Genomic DNA, 19,369 nt, shown 5'->3' on the forward strand with positions numbered 1-19,369 from the left:
CCCGGCAGGTTCAGAAGGCGCCGGCCGGGACCGGTGGGCCGCCGAGGGCGTCACGGCGTTCGGGCATCCTGAGGTCGACCATCCGGTGCCAGCCGGCGGCCCGTTCGTACGCGTACAGGGCGTGGATGCCGGCGGCGAGCGCGCCGGCCTTCGCCCTCGGCCACCGCAGGATGCGGCCCATGTGGCCCATCACCGAGAGGCTCACGTCCCGGTAGATCGCGATCTCGGCCAGCGCGCACGCGCGCAGGGTGCGCTGGATGAGCCGGCCGTGGCCCTGGTGGTTGAGCCGGAGCAGTTCCTCGTGGCAGTAGGCGAGGTGGTTCTCCTCGTCGTGGCAGATCATCCTGATCGCCTTGCCGAGTTCGGGGTGGTCCCCGAAGTGTGTGACGAGCATGTCCATCTGGGAGGCGGCGCGTTCCTCGGTGATCCGGCTGTGCGCGAGATAGACGACGATGTCCCGCTCGGTCAGCGGCTCGTCGCGGCGCAGGGTCGTGTGGGCGAGCCCGATGCCGCGCCGTTCCAGAAGCATCGTGTAGTCGGTGTCGGCGGGCACCGGGACGGGGTCGAGGCCCCGCTTCTTCAGCAGGGCGTTGAAGATCCTGCCGTGCTTGTCCTCGTCGGCGCCGTGCCGCGCGATCTTGGGGGCCAGGTCCCGCATGCCGGGGGCGACGAGGGCCGCGATGCGGCCGTTCTCCCAGCCGCCCTGCGCCTCGCCGCTGGCGGCAATGGAGCAGAAGAGCTGGAACGTCTCGTCGTCGTCGATGATTTCCTGGAACAGGCTCTTGGCCGTGAGCATGGCTGCCACCTCCCGTGCGGTACGAGTCAAGTGCGCCACGCCGGGGCGGGCAACAGGAGGGCACGGCGACTGGGCCGAACGAAGGACGCGCCGGGGCGGGCCGTGGGCGGACCGGATACGGCCACCGCGGTCGGCCGGGGAACGGCCCGGGGCGTAACCCGCGGGCGCGCTCGCGCGTTGTGCCCCGTAACGGCCGTGGCGGGGCACCCCGAGCCCTCACCACGGCCGTGAGACCCGTCCGGGTCCCGTCCGGGTCCTGTCCGGATCCGGTCGGTCAGGCCGCTCCGGACCGCTCCAGCGCCTCCACACCGGCCCGCAGGGCGGCGATCCGTTCGTCGAGCGTGAAGCCCGCGGGGGCCAGGGTCAGGGTCGTCACACCGGCGGCCGCGTACTCCCGCATACGGTCGGCGATCCGGTCGACGGAACCGAGGAGGGTGGTCCGGTCGATCAGCTGGTGCGGTACGGCCGCTGCGGCGCCGTCCTTGTCGCCGGACAGGTACTTGTCCTGGATCTCGGCGGCCGCCTTCTCGTAGCCCATGCGCTGGGCGAGCCGGTTGTAGAAGTTCTGCTTCCGGCTGCCCATGCCGCCGACGTAGAGGGCGGTGTACGGGCGGAAGATGTCGGCGAGCGCCTCGACGTCGTCGCCGAGCGCGAGCGGGAGGGTGGGATGGACGTCGAAGCCCTCCATCGTGAGCCCCGCCTTCTCGCGTCCCGCGCGCAGCGGGCCGAGCGCGGTCTCCTCCAGGTGTTCGGCGGCGGGGAAGATCAGCAGGGCGCCGTCGGCGATCTCGCCCGTCTGCTCCAGGTTCTTCGGCCCGATGGCGGCGATGTAGAGCGGGATGCGCGGGCGGGTCGGGTGGACCGTGAGCTTGAGCGGCTTGCCCGGACCGTCCGGCAGTGGCAGGGTCCAGTGCTCGCCCTGGTGGGTCAGGCGTTCGCGGGTCATGGCCTTGCGGACGATCTCGACGTACTCGCGGGTGCGGGCGAGCGGCTTGTCGAACCTGACGCCGTACCAGCCCTCGGAGACCTGCGGCCCGGAGACGCCGAGCCCGAGCCGGAACCGGCCGCCGGACAGGGAGTCGAGCGTCGCGGCGGTCATCGCCGTCATCGCGGGCTGGCGGGCCGGGATCTGCATGATGGCCGAGCCGATGTCGATCCGCTCGGTGCGGGCGGCGACGAAGGAGAGCACGGTGGGGGCGTCGGAGCCGTACGCCTCCGCGGCCCAGCAGACGTCGTAGCCGAGGCGGTCCGCCTCCTGGGCGACGGCGAGATTGTCGCCGTCCATGCCCGCGCCCCAATAACCGAGGTTGATGCCGAGCCGCATGCCACGTACCCCTTACCCGTCGGTAACGTCGTTGTGGGCGGGACTCTAGCGCGCGGTCACGGCCTCCGACAGGAGCCCTGGCGGACCGGTACCTGTGGACAAGTTGTCCACAGGCTCTCTCGGTGTCGCGTCATGGCCAGTAATCTCGCCGCCATGGAGCAGAGGCATCTCGGACGTACCGGCCTGCGTGTGTCCCGGCTCGGGCTCGGCACCCTCACCTGGGGCCGGGACACCGACGAGCACGACGCGGCCGAGCAGATGAAGGCGTTCTGGGACGCGGGCGGCACCCTCGTGGACACCGCCGACGTGTACGGGGGCGGCGAGGCGGAGTACCTGCTCGGGAAGTTCCTGGACACCCTGGTGCCCCGGCACGAGCTGGTGATCTCGACCAAGGCGGGCAGCATCCCCGACCCGGACCGGCGGACGAACGGCTCGCGCGGGCATCTGCTCGCCTCGCTGGACGACTCGCTGGCCCGGCTCGGCACCGATCACGTGGACCTGTGGCAGCTGCACTCCTTCGACCCGTACACGCCCCTGGAGGAGTCGCTGCAGGCCCTCGACATCGCCGTGCACAGCGGGCGGGCCCGCTATGTCGGCGTGTCCGGATTCTGCGGCTGGCAGCTCGCCAAGGCCGGCACCTGGCAACTGGCCGGTGAGCGGACCCGGCTGGCGGGTACGCAGATGGAGTACTCGCTGCTCCAGCGCGGCATCGAGCGCGAGGTGCTGCCGGCGGCGCTGGACCTGGGCATCGGGCTGCTGCCCTCCTCGCCGCTGGGGCGCGGGGTGCTCACCGGCAAGTACCGCGACGGCACCCCGGCCGGGTCGCGCGGCGGTTCGGAGGCGCTGGCCCCGTTCGTGGAGCCGTACCTGGACGAGACCGCGAGCCGCATCGTGGGCGCCGTGACGACGGCCGCCGACGGCCTCGCGACCACCCCGCTCCAGGTCGCGCTGGCCTGGGTCCGCGACCGGCCCGGGGTGACCGCGCCGATCGTCGGCGCGCGCAACGCGCGGCAGCTGGCCGCGGCGCTGTCAGTGGAGGCCCTTAGTCTTCCTGACGAGATCTGCCAGGCGCTCGACGATGTGTCGGCGCCCGTGCACCGTTATCCGGATCACGACTGGAGCACCTTGTGACCGACCCCTCCGCGGCCACCCCGCCGCCCGACCCCGCAGAGGTCCCCGCCGACGGCACGGAACCGGACACCACCGGGGACACCGTCCCCGAGGGCGAACCGGGACCCGGTACGAGCGGAGCGGACGAGGCGGAGCCGGAGACCGAGGCGGAGCCGGAGGCCGGGGCAGGCCCGGATGACGCGAACAGCGCCGACAGCACCGACGAAGCGGACGACGTGGAGGCCCCGGCCGGAAACGAGGACGGGGGCGACGGAGCCGAGGACGAACCCAACGACGCCCCGGAGTCCGGCGACGAGTCCGCGGGCGACCGCCCCGAGGGCGAGTCCGCCGCCGAGGGCGAAGCCGCGGCCGGGCTGAACGAGGCGCAGGCGGAGCTGGCCGCGCAGCGGGAGCTGCGGGCCAGGATCGAGCAGCGCAAGGCCGAACGCGGGCCCGTCGAGGCCGGCGCGAAGCTCAGCGGGACGGCGGCGGACCTGCTGGCGGCGGTCCGGGCCGTGGAGAGCGGCGCGCGACCGGTCGCGGTCCCGCGTGCCGAGGAACCCGCCGCCGAGCGGCCCGCGCAGGCACCGGCCCCGGCCGCCGCGCCGGAGCGGACGGTACGCCCGCCCGCGCCCCGGGCCCCGGCGGTGACCGAGGAGACGGCGACGGCCGTCCGCCAGGTCCTCGCGCGCGGGGGCGCCCCGGAGAACCTGGCGCCGCAGGTGGCGGCCGTGCTCGGCGAGGGTGCCGGCCGCGCCCTGGCCGGTGACCCGTGGCAGCTGCTGGCCGTGCCCGGAGTACGCCCCGAGCAGGCCGACGGGTTCGCCCGCGCGCTGCTGGGCGCGGAATGCGGCCCCGGTGACCCGCGCCGCGCGGTGGCGCTCACCGCGTGGCTCCTGGAGCAGGCGGCCCAGCAGGGGCACACGGCCCTGGAGATCGGCGCCGTACGGGAGGGGCTCGCCCGGCTCTCGGTGCCCGAGCCCGAGAAGGCGGTCGACCTGGCCGTCTCCGAGGCGGCGGTCCTGGTCTTCCAGGAGGAGGACGAGCAGGACCAGGTAGGGGAAGACGGCCCGGAGGACGGCGCCGACCCGACCGGGCAGCCCGGCGAGGGCCAGGGGCAGCCGTCCCGGCCCGAGGCGCCGGTGCTGCTGGGCCTCGAACGGTTCGCGCTCGCCGAGGAGAGCCTGGCCGACGGTCTCGCACGCCTGGTCCGTACGGTCCAGGCGGCCCCGTGGGACGGCTCCGAGCTGGCCCGTGCCGCCGGCGCGCACGGGCTGGTGCTGCACACCGGCGGCGAGGCCGCCCGCGCCGAACCCGCCGCGCTGGCCGCCGAGGCCCGTACGCGGGGCCTGCGGGTCGTCCTCGCGGCCCACACCGCGCGCGACGGCGCCGTACCGGTGGCCGCGCTGCTGTCCGGCGCGGCGGGCCCGGGCCGGGACGCCGAGGGAGCGCTGGCCCTGGACCTGCTCGTCGTCCTGGACGCGCCGCAGCTCGGTCTGGAGTCCGCCGCCGCGCTCGTCGAGGCGCTGCCCGACGGCTGCCGGCTCGTCCTCAGCGGCGACCCGCACGTGCTGGGCGCCGCCGGTCCCGGCTGGGTCTTCGCCGATCTGCTCGCCGCCCGGATCGCCCCGGTGATCGCCTCCCGCACGCCCGACCCCGGCCCCATCGGCGAGCTGGTGTCGGGGGTCGGCATCGGTGAGCTGAACCAGGTGGCGGCCCCCGGCAAGGAGGTCGTGATCGTCCCGGTCCGCGACGCCGCCGACGCGGTGCACCGCACGGTGCAGCTCGTCGCGGACTCGATCCCGAGGGCGATCGGGGTGCCGGCCGGCCAGACCCAGGTGATCACGGTCGGGCACGGCGGCTCCGCCGGCACCCGCGCCCTGAACGCGGCCCTGAAGCAGCGGCTCAACCCGGGCCCCGGCCGCTTCGGCGGCTTCGACCCGGGCGACCGGGTGGCCCACTCCCCCGCGCCCGGACGGACCGTCCCCGGCACGGTGGTCTCGGCCGACGCCGAGGGGCTGCACCTGGACTGCGGGGGCACGCGGGTCGTCGTACCGAAGGAGCGGGTGGAGTCGGCGCTGCGGCACGGCTGGGCGCTGACCGCGCACCAGGCGGCCGGGGCACGCTGGCCGGCCGCGGTCGTGGTGCTGCCCGGGGACGCGGCCGGGGGCCTGAGCCGGGCCTGGGTGTACACCGCGTTCGGGCGCGCCGAGCGGCATCTGTCGGTGGTCCACGGCGTCGAGCAGGCCCTGCCGCGCGCGGTCGCCGAGCGCGTGGCCCCGGAGCGTACGACCCGGCTGCGCCCGCTGCTCGACGCCCTGCTCGCCGACGAGGAGAGCTAGGCCGTGTCTGACAAATCCCGCCTGGTGCGCGACGCCCGGCACGCACTCCCCCGTAGCCCTTCGGGCACGGGAGGTGCCCCCACGCTGCGTTGTCGGGGTTGTCCAAGTACGTCCAGTACGAGGACAACCCTCCGCCTTGCGATCGCTGCTCGGCATCCGAAGGATGAATCAAGCGCCGAGACGGAGCGAGCGAAGCGAGCGCAGTGCACCGGACGCCGCGCACCCCGCCCTTCGGGCGGACGGCGCTCTTTGTCAGACACGGCCTAGCCAGGAGCAGTACGGCCAGTACGGCAGAAGCCCTCCCGAGCGCGGCGCGCTCGGGAGGGCTTCGTCGTGTCCGGTCGGTCAGGCCCGGCGCGCCGGGACCGGCCCGTCCGATTCGCCGTCGTTCACGTCGTCGTCGTGCTCGTCGTCCTCGTCGTGATCTTCTTCATCTTCGTCATGTCCGTCGCCCTCGACATCCTCGATGTCGTCGTCATCCTCGTCGTCCTCCTCGTCATCCTCATCGAAGACGGCGCTGACGTCGAAGCGGCACACGATGCTCTCCTGGTCGACCTGATCGAAGGGGTCGTTCAGCCACTCCCCCGGCTCGGCCAGGTCCTCGGCGGCCTCGACCCAGAGCGTGGAGTCGCCCTCCTCCAGGCCGAACTCGGTGTGCCGGGAGGCGATTTCGTCGGGCTCGTACTCGCCGAAGAGGACACCGAGCGCCGCGTGGGTGGTGACCGGCTCGTCCTCCCGGTCGAGGTCGGTGACCCGCCGGGCCTGGGCGATGAGACGCTGCGGCTCCACCACGGCGTAGTCCCGCCGGATCAGCACGCTCAGCGCGTGCGGCTCCTCCGGCCCGGCGTAGGGGGGCGGGGAATCGTCGACGTCGGGGATCTCGAAGGGGGTGACTTCGTCGTGCCGGTCGTAGAGGAGTTCGTCGTAGGCCTCCGCCGCCGCCGCGAGCGCGTTGAACGCCTCGTAGACGGCCGGGTCGTCCTGCCCCGAGCGGCGTTCGACCGCGGCGAGGTGACGGTCCAGTGCGGTTTTGACCGCCTCGGCGGCGGCGCGGACCTCGGCAGCGGTGGGCTGCGCAGCATCAGACATAGGACAGACGCTATCCGTACCTGACCCTTGGCCGCACAATAGATGCGATGCCGGAATACGAATTTGTCGACGTGTACGTGCCGCGCGGGGTCTCCCGGAAGGAGACGACGCGGCTTCTGACCGACCATGCCGAGTACGGGCAATGGGAGTTGGACCGCTTGAGTCTGCGCCGGGACGGCAGCCGGAGGGTACGGCTGAAACGGCGCATCATCCGTCAGATCCGCGCCACCTGGTGACATGAGGAAAGGGGCCCCGTCATGGGGCCCCTTCCTTTTCCGGGTACGGCTACGCCGAACTCCCGTGGCCGCGGCCGCCGTCGCCGTGGCCGGTGCCGTCCGTTCGGCTACGAGGCGCGGCGGGTCTTGCGGTAGAGCACGGCGCCCGCGAGGAGCATGCCCGCTCCGACGGGGAGGACGAGCCCGAGCGGCGCGGCACCGGTCTGGGCCAGCTCCTGCATGGGCGGGGTGACCGTGTGCGTGCTCGGTGTGTTCGGGTGGTGCGGCGTGCTCGGGGTCGCCGGCGTCACCGGGTGGCCCGGGTGCGTCGGGGTGCCCGGGTGCGCCGGGGTCACCGGGGTGGTGGGAACGACCGGGGTCGTCGGCTCGACGCCGTTGGCGCAGGCGTCGCCGCCGGCGGCGTTGCCGAGGCCGATGACGTCGACGCTGAGCCCGCAGGCGTTCACCGGGACGTCGACGGGCACCTGGACGTTGTTGCCGGAGATGACGCCCGGCGAGTTCGAGGCGACACCGGTGGCGGTGGCGCCGTGGCCCCCGTGCCCTCCGTGACCGCCGCCCGCGTTGACGCACTTGGTGCCCATCGCGGGGTTCATCAGACCGACGACGTTGACGGTGTCGCCGCAGATGTTGACCGGAACGTTGACCGGCACCTGGACGGTGTTGCCGGAGGCGACGCCCGGCGAACCGGCCGCGACGCCGTGGGCACCCGCGTCGGCCTGGGCGTAGCCGCCTCCGAGGGCGAGCACGCCGCCCGCCGCGGCGACGGTGACGAGGCTCTTACGGGAGATGCGCGTGATGCGCGTGACCTGTCGCATTTGCTGTGTGACCTGCTCTGCTTCCATGCCTGTTCGGCTCGACTCGATAACCACCGGCCCCGAAGTGCATGGCACGCACTCCGGGGCCGGCCTGGCTCGGACCCCGGAAGGGGCCGAGGTGCAACGTCAGGCGTTGATGCAGGTGACCCCGAAGGCGGGGTTCATGATCCCGATGATGTCGATCGTGTCACCGCACAGGTTGAGGTCCAGGTCGATCGGGACCTGGATGACGTCGCCCGAGACGACGCCCGGGGAGCCGATGGCCGCACCCTCGGCACCCGAGTCGGCGACGGCCAGGCCCGCGCCCGCGAGAACGAGGCTGCCGGTGACCGCAGCAGCGGCGACGACCTTCTTGATCATTCTTCCTCCTTGTTGGCAAAGCGGCCCCAGCCGCGGACCGCACACCTGTAACGAGGAGGTCGTAGGGGGGCTACGAGCGCCCCCGGGCATTCACTCTTTCCGGGTATCCACGCACGCGCGGTCGATTCCGGAGCCGTCGGGTGATCAGGTGATCGGGTGACGCCCTTCCCGGGCCGCCGGAGCCCCGGATCCGCGCGCCGCACGCATACCCACCGCGCACACACCTCACACGCACCACCGCCCGCGCTCCGGGGCGGAAAACCGGTGCGCGGGCGGTGTACGGGCCATGTGCGGGCCGTGAGCGGGCGGTGTGCGGACGCCGTCCGGACGGCGCGCCGAACGCGCCGCCCGGACGGGTGTCAGGACGCGTCGATGAACCGGTCCAGGACGCGGACGCCGAACTTCAGGCCGTCCACCGGTACCCGCTCGTCGACTCCGTGGAACATCCCCGCGAAGTCCAGCTCGGGCGGGAGCTGGAGCGGCGCGAAGCCGAAGCAGCGGATGCCGAGGTCGTCGAAGGCCTTGGCGTCGGTGCCGCCGGAGAGCATGTACGGCACGGCGCGGGCGATCGGGTCCTCGGCGCGCAGGGCGAGCTGCATCGCGTCGACCAGGGCGCCGTCGAAGGTGGTCTCCAGCGCCTTGTCGCCGTGCACGTCCTCGCGCTTGACGCGCGGGCCGAGGATCCGGTCGAGGTCGGCGAGGAACTCCTCCTCGAACCCGGGCAGGAAGCGGCCGTCGACGTGCGCGATGGCCTGCCCCGGGATGACGTTCACCTTGTACCCGGCGCCCAGCATGGTGGGGGCGGCGGAGTTGCGCAGGGTGGCGCCGATCATCTTGGCGATGCCGCCGAGCTTGACGAGCGTGGCGTCCATGTCGTCGGGGTCGAGCGGGGTGCCGAGGGCGTCGGACAGCTCGTCGAGGAAGGAGCGCACGGTCTTGGTCACCCGGACCGGCCAGGTGTGCCGGCCGAGCCGGCCCACGGCCTCGCACAGCTCGGTGATGGCGTTGTCGTCGTTGGTCATCGAGCCGTGGCCGGCCGTGCCGTCGACGGTGAGCCGCATCCAGTGCATGCCCTTCTGGGCGGTCTCGACCAGGTAGAGCCGCAGGTTCTCGTTGACGGTGAAGGAGAAGCCGCCGACCTCGCCGATCGCCTCCGTCACCCCGTCGAAGAGGTGGCGGTGGTTGTCGACGAGGTGGCGGGCGCCGTAGACGCCGCCGGCCTCCTCGTCGGCGAGGAAGGCGAGGACGATGTCGCGCGGCGGCTTGCGGCCGCTGCGCAGCCGGTCGCGGACGACCGCGAGGGTCATCGCGTCCATGTCCTTCATGTCGACCGCGCCGCGGCCCCACACACAGCCGTCGGCGATCTCCCCGGAGAACGGGTCGTGCGTCCAGTCCGCGGCGTTGGCCGGGACGACGTCGGTGTGGCCGTGGATCAGCAGGGCGGGCCGCGACGGGTCCTCGCCCTCGATCCGGGCGACGGTGGAGGCCCGGCCCCGGTGCGACTCGATGATCGTCGGTTCGAGTCCGACCTCCGCGAGCTTCTCGGCGACGTACTCGGCCGCCGCCCGCTCGCCGGGCCCGGAGTGGTCGCCGTAGTTGCTGGTGTCGATACGGATGAGGTCACGGCACAGGTCGACGACCTCGTCCTCGCCCGCGACGCTCTTGCCGGTGTTCGACTCGCTCACGCTGCTTCCTCCCACTGCCTGCCCACGCGATGACGGTTGATCCCCCCATCCTCCCGCGCCGCCCCCGCCCGCCCAAGACCGCCGGTGGGCGGACCGGGGGTGGTGATCGACCCCCTCGAATGTTTGCTATGGTTTTCCTCGTCGGAAGGGCCGAGCGGCCCGGAAGACAAGATCACCTGTCCGGGTGGCGGAATGGCAGACGCGCTAGCTTGAGGTGCTAGTGCCCTTTATCGGGCGTGGGGGTTCAAGTCCCCCCTCGGACACCACAGAGAAGGCCCCACATCATGTGGGGCCTTTTCGCATTGCGGGGATGCGCGGGAACGCGCCGGAGACGGATCGGGCGTCGGGGATACGTACCGGCGGACACGTCCCGGAAGGCCCGTCGGAGGCCGGAGATGCGTACCGGAGATACGCCCGGGATGTGTCAGGTGTCTCCCCGGGACGTCCCGGGGCCGGGACGGTGCGGCGGTCGCGGCTCGTTACCGTGGGGGGCGTGAGACGCAGAACCAAGGCCCCCGCTTCGCCCCTGCCCCAGCGGGAGGGCATCGACGCCGTGCGGGTGCGGCTGCCCGAGGACCCGGCCGGGGCGTGGCGGACCGTACGGGAGCATCTGATGGACCGGTACGCGGGGGCCGTCGGCGCCGAGCGGGTCGACGGGATGCTCGGGGAAGGACGGTTCGTCGGGGCCGACGGCCGGGCCGCCGGGGGCGACGAGCCGTACACGGCGGGCCGGTATCTGTGGTTCCACCGGGACTTCCCGGCCGAGCGGCGGGTGCCGTTCGAGGTCGGGGTGGTGTACCGCGACGAGCGGATCGTGGTGGCCGACAAGCCGCACTTCCTGGCGACGATGCCGCGCGGACGGCATGTGACGGAGACCGCGATGGCGCGGCTGCGGCGGGACCTGGGGCTGCCCGGGCTCCAGCCGGCGCACCGGCTGGACCGGCTGACGGCGGGCCTGGTGCTGTTCGTGGTGCGGGCCGAGGACCGGGGGGCGTATCAGACGCTGTTCCGGGACCGGCGGGTGCGCAAGGAGTACGAGGCGGTCGCCCCGTTCTCCCCCGGGCCGGCGCTTGCCGTGACGGTGCGCAGCCGGATCGAGAAGGAGCGCGGGGTGATGGCGGCCCGCGAGGTGGCGGGCGAGCCGAACAGCGAGAGCCGGATCGAGCTGCTGGAGCGGTGCGGCGGCGGGCTCGCCCGGTACCGGCTGGTGCCGGAGACCGGGCGGACCCATCAGCTGCGGGTGCACATGAACGCGCTGGGGCTGCCGATCCTGCACGATCCGGTGTATCCGGTGGTGCGGGAGGACGGGCCGGAGGACTTCGGGCGGCCGCTGCAGTTGCTGGCGCGGACGCTGGAGTTCACCGACCCGCTGGACGGGTCCCCGAGACGGTTCGGAAGCGGGCTCTCGCTCAGTGCCCCCTGCTGATCCACTCCTGGAGGTGCGGGGCCTCGGCCCCGATGGTGGTGGTGTCGCCGTGGCCGGTGCGCACGACGGTCTCGGCCGGCAGCGTCAGGAGCTTGTCCCGGATCGAGTCGATGATCGTGGGGAAGTCCGAGAAGGACCGGCCGGTGGCGCCGGGGCCGCCCTGGAAGAGGGTGTCCCCGCTGAAGAGGGTGCCGAGGTCGGGGGCGTACAGGCAGACCGCGCCGGGGGCGTGCCCGGGGGTGTGCAGGACGTGCAGGTCGACGCCGGCGATGGTGAGGACCTGACCGTCGGCGAGGTCGCCGTCCGGGGTGTGGTCCGGGTGGGTGTTCTTCCACAGCGGCAGGTCGGCGGGGTGCAGCAGGATCCGGGCGCCGGTGGCGGCGGCGAGCGCGGGGGCCGCGTCGATGTGGTCGTCGTGGGCGTGGGTGCAGACGATGGCGCGCAGCGCGCGGCCGTCGAGGGCGGCAAGGATCGCGTCGGCGTCGTGGGCGGCGTCGACGACGATCGCCTCGGTGTCGTCGCCGACGATCCAGACGTTGTTGTCGACGTCCCACGTGCCGCCGTCGAGGCTGAAGGTGCCGGAGGTGACCAGGTGGTCGATGCGGGTGGACATCAGAGGATCACCACCGAGCGCAGCACGTCGCCCTCGTGCATACGGGCGAAGGCCTTCTCGACGTCGCCGAGGCCGATGGTCTCGGTGACGAAGGCGCCGAGGTCGATACGGCCCTGCTGGTGCAGGTCGATCAGCATCGGGAAGTCGCGGGAGGGCAGGCAGTCGCCGTACCAGGAGGACTTGAGCGCGCCGCCCCGGCCGAAGACGTCGAGGAGCGGGAGCTCCAGCTTCATCTCGGGGGTGGGAACACCGACGAGGACGACGGTGCCGGCGAGGTCGCGGGCGTAGAAGGCCTGCGCGTACGTCTCGGGGCGGCCGACGGCCTCGATGACGACATCGGCGCCGAAGCCGCCGGTGAGCTCGCGGATGGCCTCGACGGGGTCGGCGGTGCGGGAGTTGACGGTGTGGGTGGCGCCCATCTCCTTCGCCTTCTCGAGCTTCCGGTCGTCGATGTCGACGGCGATGATCCGGGCGGCTCCGGCGAGGCGGGAGCCGGCGATGGCCGCGTCGCCGACGCCGCCGCAGCCGATGACGGCGACGCTGTCGCCCCGGCCCACCTCGCCGGTGTTGATGGCGGCGCCGATGCCGGCCATGACGCCGCAGCCGAGGAGGCCCGCGACCTCGGGGGCGACGGCGGGGTCGACCTTGGTGCACTGGCCGGAAGCGACCAGGGTCTTCTCGGCGAAGGCGCCGATGCCGAGCGCGGGCGACAGCTCGGTGCCGTCGAGCAGGGTCATCTTCTGCTTGGCGTTGTGGGTGGCGAAGCAGTACCACGGACGGCCGCGCAGACAGGCCCGGCACTGGCCGCACACCGCGCGCCAGTTGAGGACGACGAAGTCGCCGGGGGCCACGTCGGTGACACCCTCGCCGACGGACTCGACGATTCCGGCCGCCTCGTGACCGAGGAGGAAGGGGAACTCGTCGTTGATGGCGCCCTGCTTGTAGTGGAGATCGGTGTGGCAGACCCCGCACGCCTGGATCTTCACCACGGCCTCACCGGGGCCCGGGTCGGGAATGACGATCGTCTCGACCCGTACGGGTTCGTTCTTCCCCGGGGCGATGACTCCCTGGACCTGCTGCGGCATGTGGTGTCCTCTCGAATGAAACGGCGATCCACGTTTCGGATGTGACGATAACGGCCAGGTTACGCGGAGCCCGCAACCTTCGCCCAGGTGGTCGCCGTCTGCCCCTGTACAGGCATGACACAGCCTCAGGGGGAAAGATGAGCAGTGAAATCGAGCCGTTTGCCGACGCCCTGACGACACCTCCGGTGCTCCGTCCGGACGAGTCGGGGGAGGTCGTGGTCGAGCTCCGGCCGACCTGGACGCGGCTGCACCGGCAGCTGCCGCCGACGCTGATGTGGGGGTACGGGGGCAGCTTCCCCGGGCCGACCATCGAGGTGCGGCGCGGACAGCGGATCAAGGTCGCGTGGACCAACCGGATCCCGAAGGGCAGCGCGTACCCGGTGACCGCCGTCGAGGTGGAGCAGACCGCCGGTCAGACCGCTCCGCACAACCGGCCGGGCCGGGAGGGCGCGGAGCCGATCGAGGAGGTGGCGGCGCTGCCCGCCTGGTCGGTGACGCATCTGCACGGCGCGCAGACCGGCGGCGGCAACGACGGGTGGGCGGACAACGCGGTGGGCTTCGGGGACGCCCAGCTGTCCGAGTATCCGAACGACCACCAGGCGACGCAGTACTGGTACCACGACCACGCCATGAACATCACCCGCTGGAACGTGTACGCGGGCCTGGTGGGCACCTATCTGGTGCGCGACGACGAGGAGGACGCGCTCGGGCTGCCGTCGGGGGCGCGGGAGCTGCCGCTGATCCTCGCGGACCGGAATCTGGACCAGGACGAGGACGGGCGGCTGAACGGGCGGCTGCTGCACAAGACGACCCGGCTGGTGGCGGCCCATCCGGAGACGGGGAAGCCGGTGTCGCTGCCGTTCCTCGGCCCGTACACGACGGTCAACGGCACGATCTGGCCGTACGCCGACGTCGAGGCGGGCTGGTACCGCTTCCGGCTGGTGAACGCGTCGAACGCGCGGGTGTACGACCTCGTCCTGGTCGACGAGGACGACCGGCCGGTCACCGGGGTGCTGCACCAGATCGGCAGTGACGGCGGGCTGCTGCCGCGGCCGGTGGCGGTGGATTTCGGGAGGGGTGCCGGGGGCGCGGCGGGTGCTGCGGGTGCCTCGGGTGCGGAGGACGGCGACGGTTCGGAGGGCGCCGGGGACGCCGACGGCGCGGGGGTGGTGCCGCTGACGATCGCGCCGGCCGAACGGTTCGATCTGCTGGTCGACTTCCGGCGGCTCGCGGGGCGGCGGCTGCGGCTGCTCAACAAGGCGCCGGGCCGGGCGCCGGGGGTCGCGGACGCGACGCTGAACGTGCCGTATCCGCAGGTCATGGAGTTCCGGGTGGGCGAGCCGGCGGAGCGGGGCGCGGAGCCGTACGGCGCGGGCGGCCGGGACGACCGGGACGACCGGGACGCCTTCGAGGTGCCGCCGGTGCTCTCCGGTTCGTTCCGGCGGTACGACCACGCGACCGTGGAGCACGGGCACCGGCTGGTCGTGCTCACCCCGCCGGGCACGGTCGGGGGCGGCGGACACCCGGAGATCTGGGAGATGGAGGAGGTCCCGGAGCACGAGCAGGCCGGGCTGCGCGGGCCGGTGAACGGGGTGATACGGGTCCAGTCGTCGGACGGCAAGGTCCGTACGTACCGGCGTACCGCCCGGACCTTCAACGACGGGCTCGGCTTCACCATCGGCGAGGGCGCGTACGAGCAGTGGTCGTTCCTCAACCTGGCGCCGGAGACGGTGCTGCACCCGATGCACATCCATCTGGCGGACTTCCAGGTGATGGCGCGGGAGGCGTACGTGCCGGCCGGGTTCGACACGGCGGTCGGCGGGACGCGGGAGCCGGTGCGCTTCGATCCGGAGCGGCCGGTGGCGGTGCCGCCGAACGAGCAGGGCTGGAAGGACGTGTTCCGGGTGCCCGGGGGCCAGCTGGTGCGGGTGATGGGGCAGTTCGACGGGGCGTACGGCCGGTTCATGTACCACTGCCATCTGCTGGAGCACGAGGACATGGGCATGATGCGGCCGTTCGTGGTGATGCCGCCGGAGGTGCTGCCGCTGGGGCACGACCACACGGGCGGCTCGGGGCACGGTCACTGAGTCCGGGGCGCGGTCGCCGAGTCCGGGGCGGACCCGGCCGGTGGGGGGCCTGACGGTCCGGCAACGGTGAACACCGGTGAACGCCGGCGCGGGAGACTCGTGGTGACATGATCCGATCATGAGTCTCACCGCGCGCCGGCTCGCCCTCGCTCTGCTGGACCGTCAGCTCCTGCTCGAACGCCGCCGGATCGACGTGGCGGAGGCGGTGCGCCGGGTGTGCGCGCTCCAGGCGCAGAGCCCGGCGTCGCCGTATCTGGCGCTGTGGAACCGGGTACGGGACTTCGCGCCCGGGGATCTCGACGCGGCGTTCGCGGAGGGCCGGCTCGTGAAGGCCACCCTCATGCGGATCACCCTGCATGTCGTCCATGCCGAGGACTACGCGCCCTTCCGCGCCGCCATGCTGGCCACGCTCCGGGGCACCCGGCTGTACGACCGCCGCTTCAAGGCGACGGGGCTGACCCCCGACGACGCGGACGCGCTGCTCCCGGAACTCGCCGGGTTCCTGGCGCGGCCGCGCACCGGCGCCGAGGTGGAGAGCGAGGTCACGGGGGTGCACGGCGCGCACGCGCACCGTGTGTGGTGGGCGCTGCGGACCTTCGCGCCGGTGCGGCACGCGCCGACCGGCGGCCCGTGGTCCTTCACCTGGCGCAACTCCTATCGCGCCTCCGGGGTGCCCGCCGCCGTGCCGTCGGAGGAGGCCGACGCCGGGGCGCGGCGGCTGCTGCTCGCCTATCTGGGGGCGTTCGGGCCCGCGTCGGCCCGGGACTTCGCCCGGTTCACGCTGCTGACGGGCGCGGCGTTCACCAAGGCCGTACGGGAGCTCGACGACCGGGTGGTGCGGGTGCCGGGCCCCGGCCGTACCGCCCTGTTCGATCTGGCCGGCGCCACCGTGCCGGACGAGGACACCCCGGCGCCGCCGAGGCTGCTGCCGATGTGGGACAGCACGCTGCTGGCCCATGCCGTCCCGGGGCGGATCATGCCGCCGGAGTACCGGCCCCTGGTCGTCCGGCGCAACGGCGACGTACTGCCCTGTCTGCTCGTCGACGGGCAGGTCGCCGGAGTGTGGCGCGCGGCGGCCGGAGGCGGTGTGGAGATGACGGCCTTCCGGCGGCTCGACAAGGCCGCGTGGCAGGGCCTGACCGAGGAGGCGGAGCGACTGTCGGCACTGCTCGCCGACCGCGATCCGGCCGTCTACGGCCGGTACGGGCACTGGTGGGACAAGGGGTTCCCCGGCGCCGAGCGGACGGTCGTCGCGGGCTGACCGGCGGTCCGGGACGGGATCCACGAACCGAAAAGCCCCCGGGAATCCTGGGGATCCTGGGGATCCTGGGGATCCTGGGACGGGCTCCGGGCCGTCGAGCCGTACGACCCCCGGGCCTCAGCCCCGAGCCCCCGGCCTCACGGGCCTCACGGGCCTCACGGCGCCAGGACGTCGAGTTCCTTGAGCGCGCCCACCGCGATCTGCCGGGTCAGTTCCTCGGCGCGGACCGCGTCCTTCTCCCGTACCGCCTCGGCGACCTGGACGTGCAGGGTGACGGCGGCCGGGTCCGGGTCCTCGAACATCACCTGGTGATGGGTGCGGCCGGTGAGGACCTCGGCAACGACGTCGCCGAGCCGGGCGAACATCTCGTTTCCGGAGGCGTCGAGGACGACCCGGTGGAAGGCGACGTCGTGCACCAGGTACTCGTCCAGCCGGCCGCCGCGCGAGGTGGCGACCATGCCGAGGGCGTGCTCGGTGAGCGCGCGGCACTGCTCGGGCCCGGCGTGGACGGCGGCGAGGCCGGCGGCGACGGGTTCGATCGCGGAGCGCAGCACGGTGAGCGAACGGAGCTGGCGGGGGCGGTCGGCGCCGGCGAGGCGCCAGCGGATGACCTGGGGGTCGTACACGTTCCACTGCTCGGTGGGCAGCACGATCACGCCGACCCGGCGGCGGGAGGCGACCAGGTGCATGGACTCCAGGACGCGGACGACCTCGCGCACCACGGTGCGGGACACCTCGAAGCGTTCGGCCAGCTCGTCGGAGCGGAGCACGCTGCCGGGCGGGTACTCCCCGGCGGTGATCGCCAGACCCAGGGTGGTCAGCACGTGCGGATGGAGCCCCTGGGCCGGTGTCGTCATGCCGGCAAGCCTACGCACCCCGGGTGGACGATCACGCCACTCATAAAAAGTACGATGTTTAGGTCACAGTCTCTTGAATAAGTCGTACTCAATGGGTTTCATGAGCGCGACGGATCGATGTCGAAGAAGACAGCGAGGCATCCCCCCATGCACACCACCCCCCTGCCAGACGACGCCTTTCACGACGACGACCCCCGGGTCGTCGTCGTGATGGGCGTCGCCGGGACCGGCAAGACCACGATCGGTCCGCTGGTCGCCGAAGCCCTCGGCCTCCCCTACGCGGAGGGCGACGACTTCCATCCGGCCGCCAATGTCGCCAAGATGTCCGCCGGCACCCCCCTCGACGACGAGGACCGGGGGCCCTGGCTGGACGCCATCGGGCAGTGGGCGCACGGCCGGGCCGGGCTCGGCGGTGTGGTGAGCAGCTCCGCGCTGAAGCGGATCTACCGGGACCGGCTGCGCGCGGCCGCCCCCGGCGTGGTCTTCCTTCATCTGACCGGTGACCGGGACCTCATCGAGGGGCGCATGCGGGCGCGCAAGGGACACTTCATGCCGACCGCGCTCCTCGACTCCCAGTTCGCCACCCTCCAGCCGCTGCGGGAGGACGAGGCCGGCGTCGCCGTCGACGTGTCCGGCACCCCCGAAGAAATCTCGGCCCGCGCCGTCGCCGCGCTGCGCCGGCTCCCCCACTGATCGTCCGATCCCCCGATCTCCTGATCCCCTGATCCCCGAGGAACTCACACCGTGTCCAGTCTCAGCGTCGAGATCCTGGCAGCGGACGCCGCCGAACCCATCACCTCGGCGGGCAACGCCCAGCTCGGCATCGCCGTACTCGCCGGCATCGCCGTCATCGTCCTGCTCATCACCAAGTTCAAGCTGCACGCGTTCCTGTCGCTGACCATCGGCTCGCTGGCGCTCGGCGCGTTCGCGGCCGCCCCGCTCGCGGACACGATCAAGTCGTTCAGCACCGGTCTCGGCAACACCGTGGCCGGCGTGGGCGTGCTGATCGCGCTGGGCGCGATCCTCGGCAAGCTGCTCGCCGACTCCGGCGGCGCGGACCAGATCGTCGACACGATCCTCGCCCGCGCGAGCCGGAAGACCATGCCGTGGGCGATGGTCCTGATCGCCTCCGTGATCGGTCTGCCGCTGTTCTTCGAGGTCGGCATCGTGCTGCTGATCCCGGTGGTGCTGCTGGTCGCCAAGCGCGGCAACTACTCGCTGATGCGCATCGGCATCCCGGCGCTGGCCGGTCTGTCCGTGATGCACGGGCTCATCCCGCCGCACCCCGGCCCGCTCGTCGCCATCGACGCGGTCGGCGCCAACCTGGGTGTCACCCTCGCCCTGGGTCTGCTCGTCGCCATCCCGACCGTCGTCATCGCCGGTCCGCTGTTCTCCCGTTACGCCGCCCGCTGGGTGGACATCCCGGCCCCCGAGCGGATGATCCCGACCCGCCCGTCGGAGGACCTGGACAAGCGTCCCGGCTTCGGCGTCACCGTCGCGACGGTGCTGCTGCCGGTCGTCCTGATGCTGGTCAAGGCGCTCGTCGACATCGTCGTCGACGACCCGGACAACGCCGTGCAGAAGGTCACCGACGTCATCGGCTCGCCGCTGATCGCGCTGCTCGCGGCCGTCATCGTCGCGCTGTTCACGCTGGGCCGCGCGGCCGGTTTCACCCGGGACCGGCTCGCCCTCACCGTCGACAAGTCGCTCGGCCCGATCGCGGGCGTGCTGCTGATCGTCGGCGCCGGCGGCGGTTTCAAGCAGACCCTGATCGACCTCGGTGTCGGCCAGATGATCCTCGACTTCTCGAAGAGCTGGGCCATCCCGGCCCTGCTGCTGGCCTGGCTGATCGCCGTCGCGATCCGGCTCGCGACCGGCTCGGCCACCGTCGCCACCATCTCGGCCGCCGGTCTGGTGGCCCCGCTGGCCGAGGGCATGTCGACGGGCGAGGTCTCGCTGCTCGTCCTCGCGATCGGCGCCGGTTCGCTCTTCTTCAGCCACGTCAACGACGCGGGTTTCTGGCTGGTGAAGGAGTACTTCGGGATGAACGTCGTCCAGACCGTCAAGACCTGGTCGGTGATGGAGACGATCATCTCGGTGGTCGGCATCGTCTTCGTGCTGCTGCTGTCGTTGGTCATATGACGCGTCACGCGCGGATGGCGTGACGGGCCCCGGCCCGACGTCCTCACGAGGCCCCGGAGACGCGGTTCACCCCGCGTTCCGGGGCCTCGTGGCGTTCGGGGCGTACGGCGGGCCGGGCCTCGCGTCTCCTTGCCGGGCTTC

General features: G+C 72.7%; 17 protein-coding genes and 1 tRNA gene. 9 read left to right on the top strand and 9 right to left on the bottom strand.

The features are described from left to right. Positions 1-10: 10 nt before the first annotated feature. Positions 11-796: a ferritin-like domain-containing protein gene (locus tag ABZ990_RS09460; RefSeq protein WP_361227800.1), complete on the bottom strand. Its 786-nt coding sequence runs from the start codon at positions 794-796 to the stop codon at positions 11-13. Between the two features lie 274 nt (positions 797-1,070). Then, the gene (locus ABZ990_RS09465) at positions 1,071-2,120 is read right to left on the bottom strand and encodes an LLM class F420-dependent oxidoreductase (RefSeq protein WP_361227803.1); all 1,050 of its coding nucleotides are present in this window, start codon (positions 2,118-2,120) and stop codon (positions 1,071-1,073) included. A 153-nt stretch (positions 2,121-2,273) separates the two neighbouring features. Here ABZ990_RS09465 and ABZ990_RS09470 point away from each other — a divergent pair, with 153 nt between their 5' ends. Then, on the top strand, positions 2,274-3,251 hold the full coding sequence (locus tag ABZ990_RS09470; RefSeq protein WP_361227806.1) for an aldo/keto reductase: 978 nt from the start codon (positions 2,274-2,276) through the stop codon (positions 3,249-3,251). Then, positions 3,248-5,572, top strand: coding sequence for a helix-hairpin-helix domain-containing protein (locus ABZ990_RS09475; RefSeq protein ID WP_361227809.1), 2,325 nt, complete (start codon positions 3,248-3,250; stop codon positions 5,570-5,572). Before ABZ990_RS09470 ends, ABZ990_RS09475 begins: the two co-directional genes overlap by 4 nt. A 345-nt stretch (positions 5,573-5,917) precedes the next feature. Here the strand turns inward: ABZ990_RS09475 and ABZ990_RS09480 are convergent, their stop codons facing one another. Beyond that, on the bottom strand, positions 5,918-6,661 hold the full coding sequence (locus tag ABZ990_RS09480) for a hypothetical protein (RefSeq protein ID WP_361227812.1): 744 nt from the start codon (positions 6,659-6,661) through the stop codon (positions 5,918-5,920). Positions 6,662-6,708: 47 nt separating this feature from the next. Between ABZ990_RS09480 and ABZ990_RS09485 the strand changes: the two genes are divergently transcribed. Continuing rightward, positions 6,709-6,897, top strand: coding sequence for a DUF5703 family protein (locus ABZ990_RS09485; protein ID WP_361227815.1), 189 nt, complete (start codon positions 6,709-6,711; stop codon positions 6,895-6,897). Between the two features lie 107 nt (positions 6,898-7,004). Here the strand turns inward: ABZ990_RS09485 and ABZ990_RS09490 are convergent, their stop codons facing one another. The 3 genes from ABZ990_RS09490 to ABZ990_RS09500 all read right to left on the bottom strand — a co-directional run bounded on the left by ABZ990_RS09490 (position 7,005) and on the right by ABZ990_RS09500 (position 9,757). Continuing rightward, positions 7,005-7,712 carry a chaplin family protein gene (locus ABZ990_RS09490; RefSeq protein WP_361227818.1) on the bottom strand — a complete coding sequence of 236 codons (708 nt, stop codon included), beginning with the start codon at positions 7,710-7,712 and terminating at the stop codon, positions 7,005-7,007. A 126-nt stretch (positions 7,713-7,838) separates the two neighbouring features. Beyond that, positions 7,839-8,072 carry a chaplin gene (locus ABZ990_RS09495; RefSeq protein ID WP_361227821.1) on the bottom strand — a complete coding sequence of 78 codons (234 nt, stop codon included), beginning with the start codon at positions 8,070-8,072 and terminating at the stop codon, positions 7,839-7,841. A 359-nt stretch (positions 8,073-8,431) separates the two neighbouring features. Next, on the bottom strand, positions 8,432-9,757 hold the full coding sequence (locus ABZ990_RS09500) for a M20/M25/M40 family metallo-hydrolase (RefSeq protein WP_361227824.1): 1,326 nt from the start codon (positions 9,755-9,757) through the stop codon (positions 8,432-8,434). A gap of 178 nt (positions 9,758-9,935) precedes the next feature. Here ABZ990_RS09500 and ABZ990_RS09505 point away from each other — a divergent pair. Then, positions 9,936-10,023, top strand: a tRNA-Leu gene (locus ABZ990_RS09505). A 227-nt stretch (positions 10,024-10,250) separates the two neighbouring features. Next, a complete protein-coding gene (locus ABZ990_RS09510) occupies positions 10,251-11,183 on the top strand; it encodes an RluA family pseudouridine synthase (RefSeq protein ID WP_361227827.1) in 933 nt (310 codons plus the stop codon). Here ABZ990_RS09510 and ABZ990_RS09515 read toward each other — a convergent pair. After that, entirely contained in the window at positions 11,167-11,796 is a 630-nt protein-coding gene (locus ABZ990_RS09515; protein WP_361227830.1) for an MBL fold metallo-hydrolase, read from the bottom strand. The two genes, ABZ990_RS09510 and ABZ990_RS09515, sit on opposite strands and share 17 nt — an antisense overlap. Continuing rightward, on the bottom strand, positions 11,796-12,881 hold the full coding sequence (locus ABZ990_RS09520; RefSeq protein WP_361227832.1) for an S-(hydroxymethyl)mycothiol dehydrogenase: 1,086 nt from the start codon (positions 12,879-12,881) through the stop codon (positions 11,796-11,798). The genes ABZ990_RS09515 and ABZ990_RS09520 overlap by 1 nt, the downstream gene beginning before the upstream one ends. 137 nt (positions 12,882-13,018) lie before the next feature. Here ABZ990_RS09520 and phsA point away from each other — a divergent pair, with 137 nt between their 5' ends. After that, positions 13,019-14,968 (top strand): O-aminophenol oxidase PhsA, encoded by a 1,950-nt coding sequence (gene phsA, locus ABZ990_RS09525; protein WP_361227835.1) that lies wholly within the window; start codon positions 13,019-13,021, stop codon positions 14,966-14,968. A 118-nt stretch (positions 14,969-15,086) separates the two neighbouring features. Beyond that, on the top strand, positions 15,087-16,229 hold the full coding sequence (locus ABZ990_RS09530; protein ID WP_361227838.1) for a winged helix DNA-binding domain-containing protein: 1,143 nt from the start codon (positions 15,087-15,089) through the stop codon (positions 16,227-16,229). A gap of 155 nt (positions 16,230-16,384) precedes the next feature. Here ABZ990_RS09530 and ABZ990_RS09535 read toward each other — a convergent pair whose 3' ends face one another. Then, on the bottom strand, positions 16,385-17,086 hold the full coding sequence (locus ABZ990_RS09535; RefSeq protein WP_361227841.1) for an FCD domain-containing protein: 702 nt from the start codon (positions 17,084-17,086) through the stop codon (positions 16,385-16,387). Positions 17,087-17,233: 147 nt separating this feature from the next. On the opposite strand from ABZ990_RS09535, the gene ABZ990_RS09540 reads away from it, so the two are divergent. Then, positions 17,234-17,779, top strand: coding sequence for a gluconokinase (locus ABZ990_RS09540; protein ID WP_361227844.1), 546 nt, complete (start codon positions 17,234-17,236; stop codon positions 17,777-17,779). A 51-nt stretch (positions 17,780-17,830) separates the two neighbouring features. Further along, positions 17,831-19,228 carry a gluconate:H+ symporter gene (locus tag ABZ990_RS09545; protein WP_361227847.1) on the top strand — a complete coding sequence of 466 codons (1,398 nt, stop codon included), beginning with the start codon at positions 17,831-17,833 and terminating at the stop codon, positions 19,226-19,228. Positions 19,229-19,369: the final 141 nt, after the last annotated feature.

The organism is Streptomyces sp. NPDC046203, from assembly GCF_040646255.1.
In the GTDB taxonomy this organism is placed as follows: domain Bacteria; phylum Actinomycetota; class Actinomycetes; order Streptomycetales; family Streptomycetaceae; genus Streptomyces.

What these genes read in the sequence shown, in the direction of transcription:
- ABZ990_RS09485 (WP_361227815.1), top strand. Translation starts at nt 6,709, where the DNA reads ATGCCGGAATACGAATTTGTCGACGTGTACGTGCCGCGCGGGGTCTCC.
- ABZ990_RS09465 (WP_361227803.1), bottom strand. Translation starts at nt 2,120, where the DNA reads ATGCGGCTCGGCATCAACCTCGGTTATTGGGGCGCGGGCATGGACGGC.
- ABZ990_RS09490 (WP_361227818.1), bottom strand. Translation starts at nt 7,712, where the DNA reads ATGCGACAGGTCACGCGCATCACGCGCATCTCCCGTAAGAGCCTCGTC.
- ABZ990_RS09460 (WP_361227800.1), bottom strand. Translation starts at nt 796, where the DNA reads ATGCTCACGGCCAAGAGCCTGTTCCAGGAAATCATCGACGACGACGAG.
- ABZ990_RS09515 (WP_361227830.1), bottom strand. Translation starts at nt 11,796, where the DNA reads ATGTCCACCCGCATCGACCACCTGGTCACCTCCGGCACCTTCAGCCTC.
- ABZ990_RS09495 (WP_361227821.1), bottom strand. Translation starts at nt 8,072, where the DNA reads ATGATCAAGAAGGTCGTCGCCGCTGCTGCGGTCACCGGCAGCCTCGTT.
- phsA (WP_361227835.1), top strand. Translation starts at nt 13,019, where the DNA reads ATGAGCAGTGAAATCGAGCCGTTTGCCGACGCCCTGACGACACCTCCG.
- ABZ990_RS09540 (WP_361227844.1), top strand. Translation starts at nt 17,234, where the DNA reads ATGCACACCACCCCCCTGCCAGACGACGCCTTTCACGACGACGACCCC.
- ABZ990_RS09520 (WP_361227832.1), bottom strand. Translation starts at nt 12,881, where the DNA reads ATGCCGCAGCAGGTCCAGGGAGTCATCGCCCCGGGGAAGAACGAACCC.
- ABZ990_RS09535 (WP_361227841.1), bottom strand. Translation starts at nt 17,086, where the DNA reads ATGACGACACCGGCCCAGGGGCTCCATCCGCACGTGCTGACCACCCTG.
- ABZ990_RS09530 (WP_361227838.1), top strand. Translation starts at nt 15,087, where the DNA reads ATGAGTCTCACCGCGCGCCGGCTCGCCCTCGCTCTGCTGGACCGTCAG.
- ABZ990_RS09480 (WP_361227812.1), bottom strand. Translation starts at nt 6,661, where the DNA reads ATGTCTGATGCTGCGCAGCCCACCGCTGCCGAGGTCCGCGCCGCCGCC.
- ABZ990_RS09470 (WP_361227806.1), top strand. Translation starts at nt 2,274, where the DNA reads ATGGAGCAGAGGCATCTCGGACGTACCGGCCTGCGTGTGTCCCGGCTC.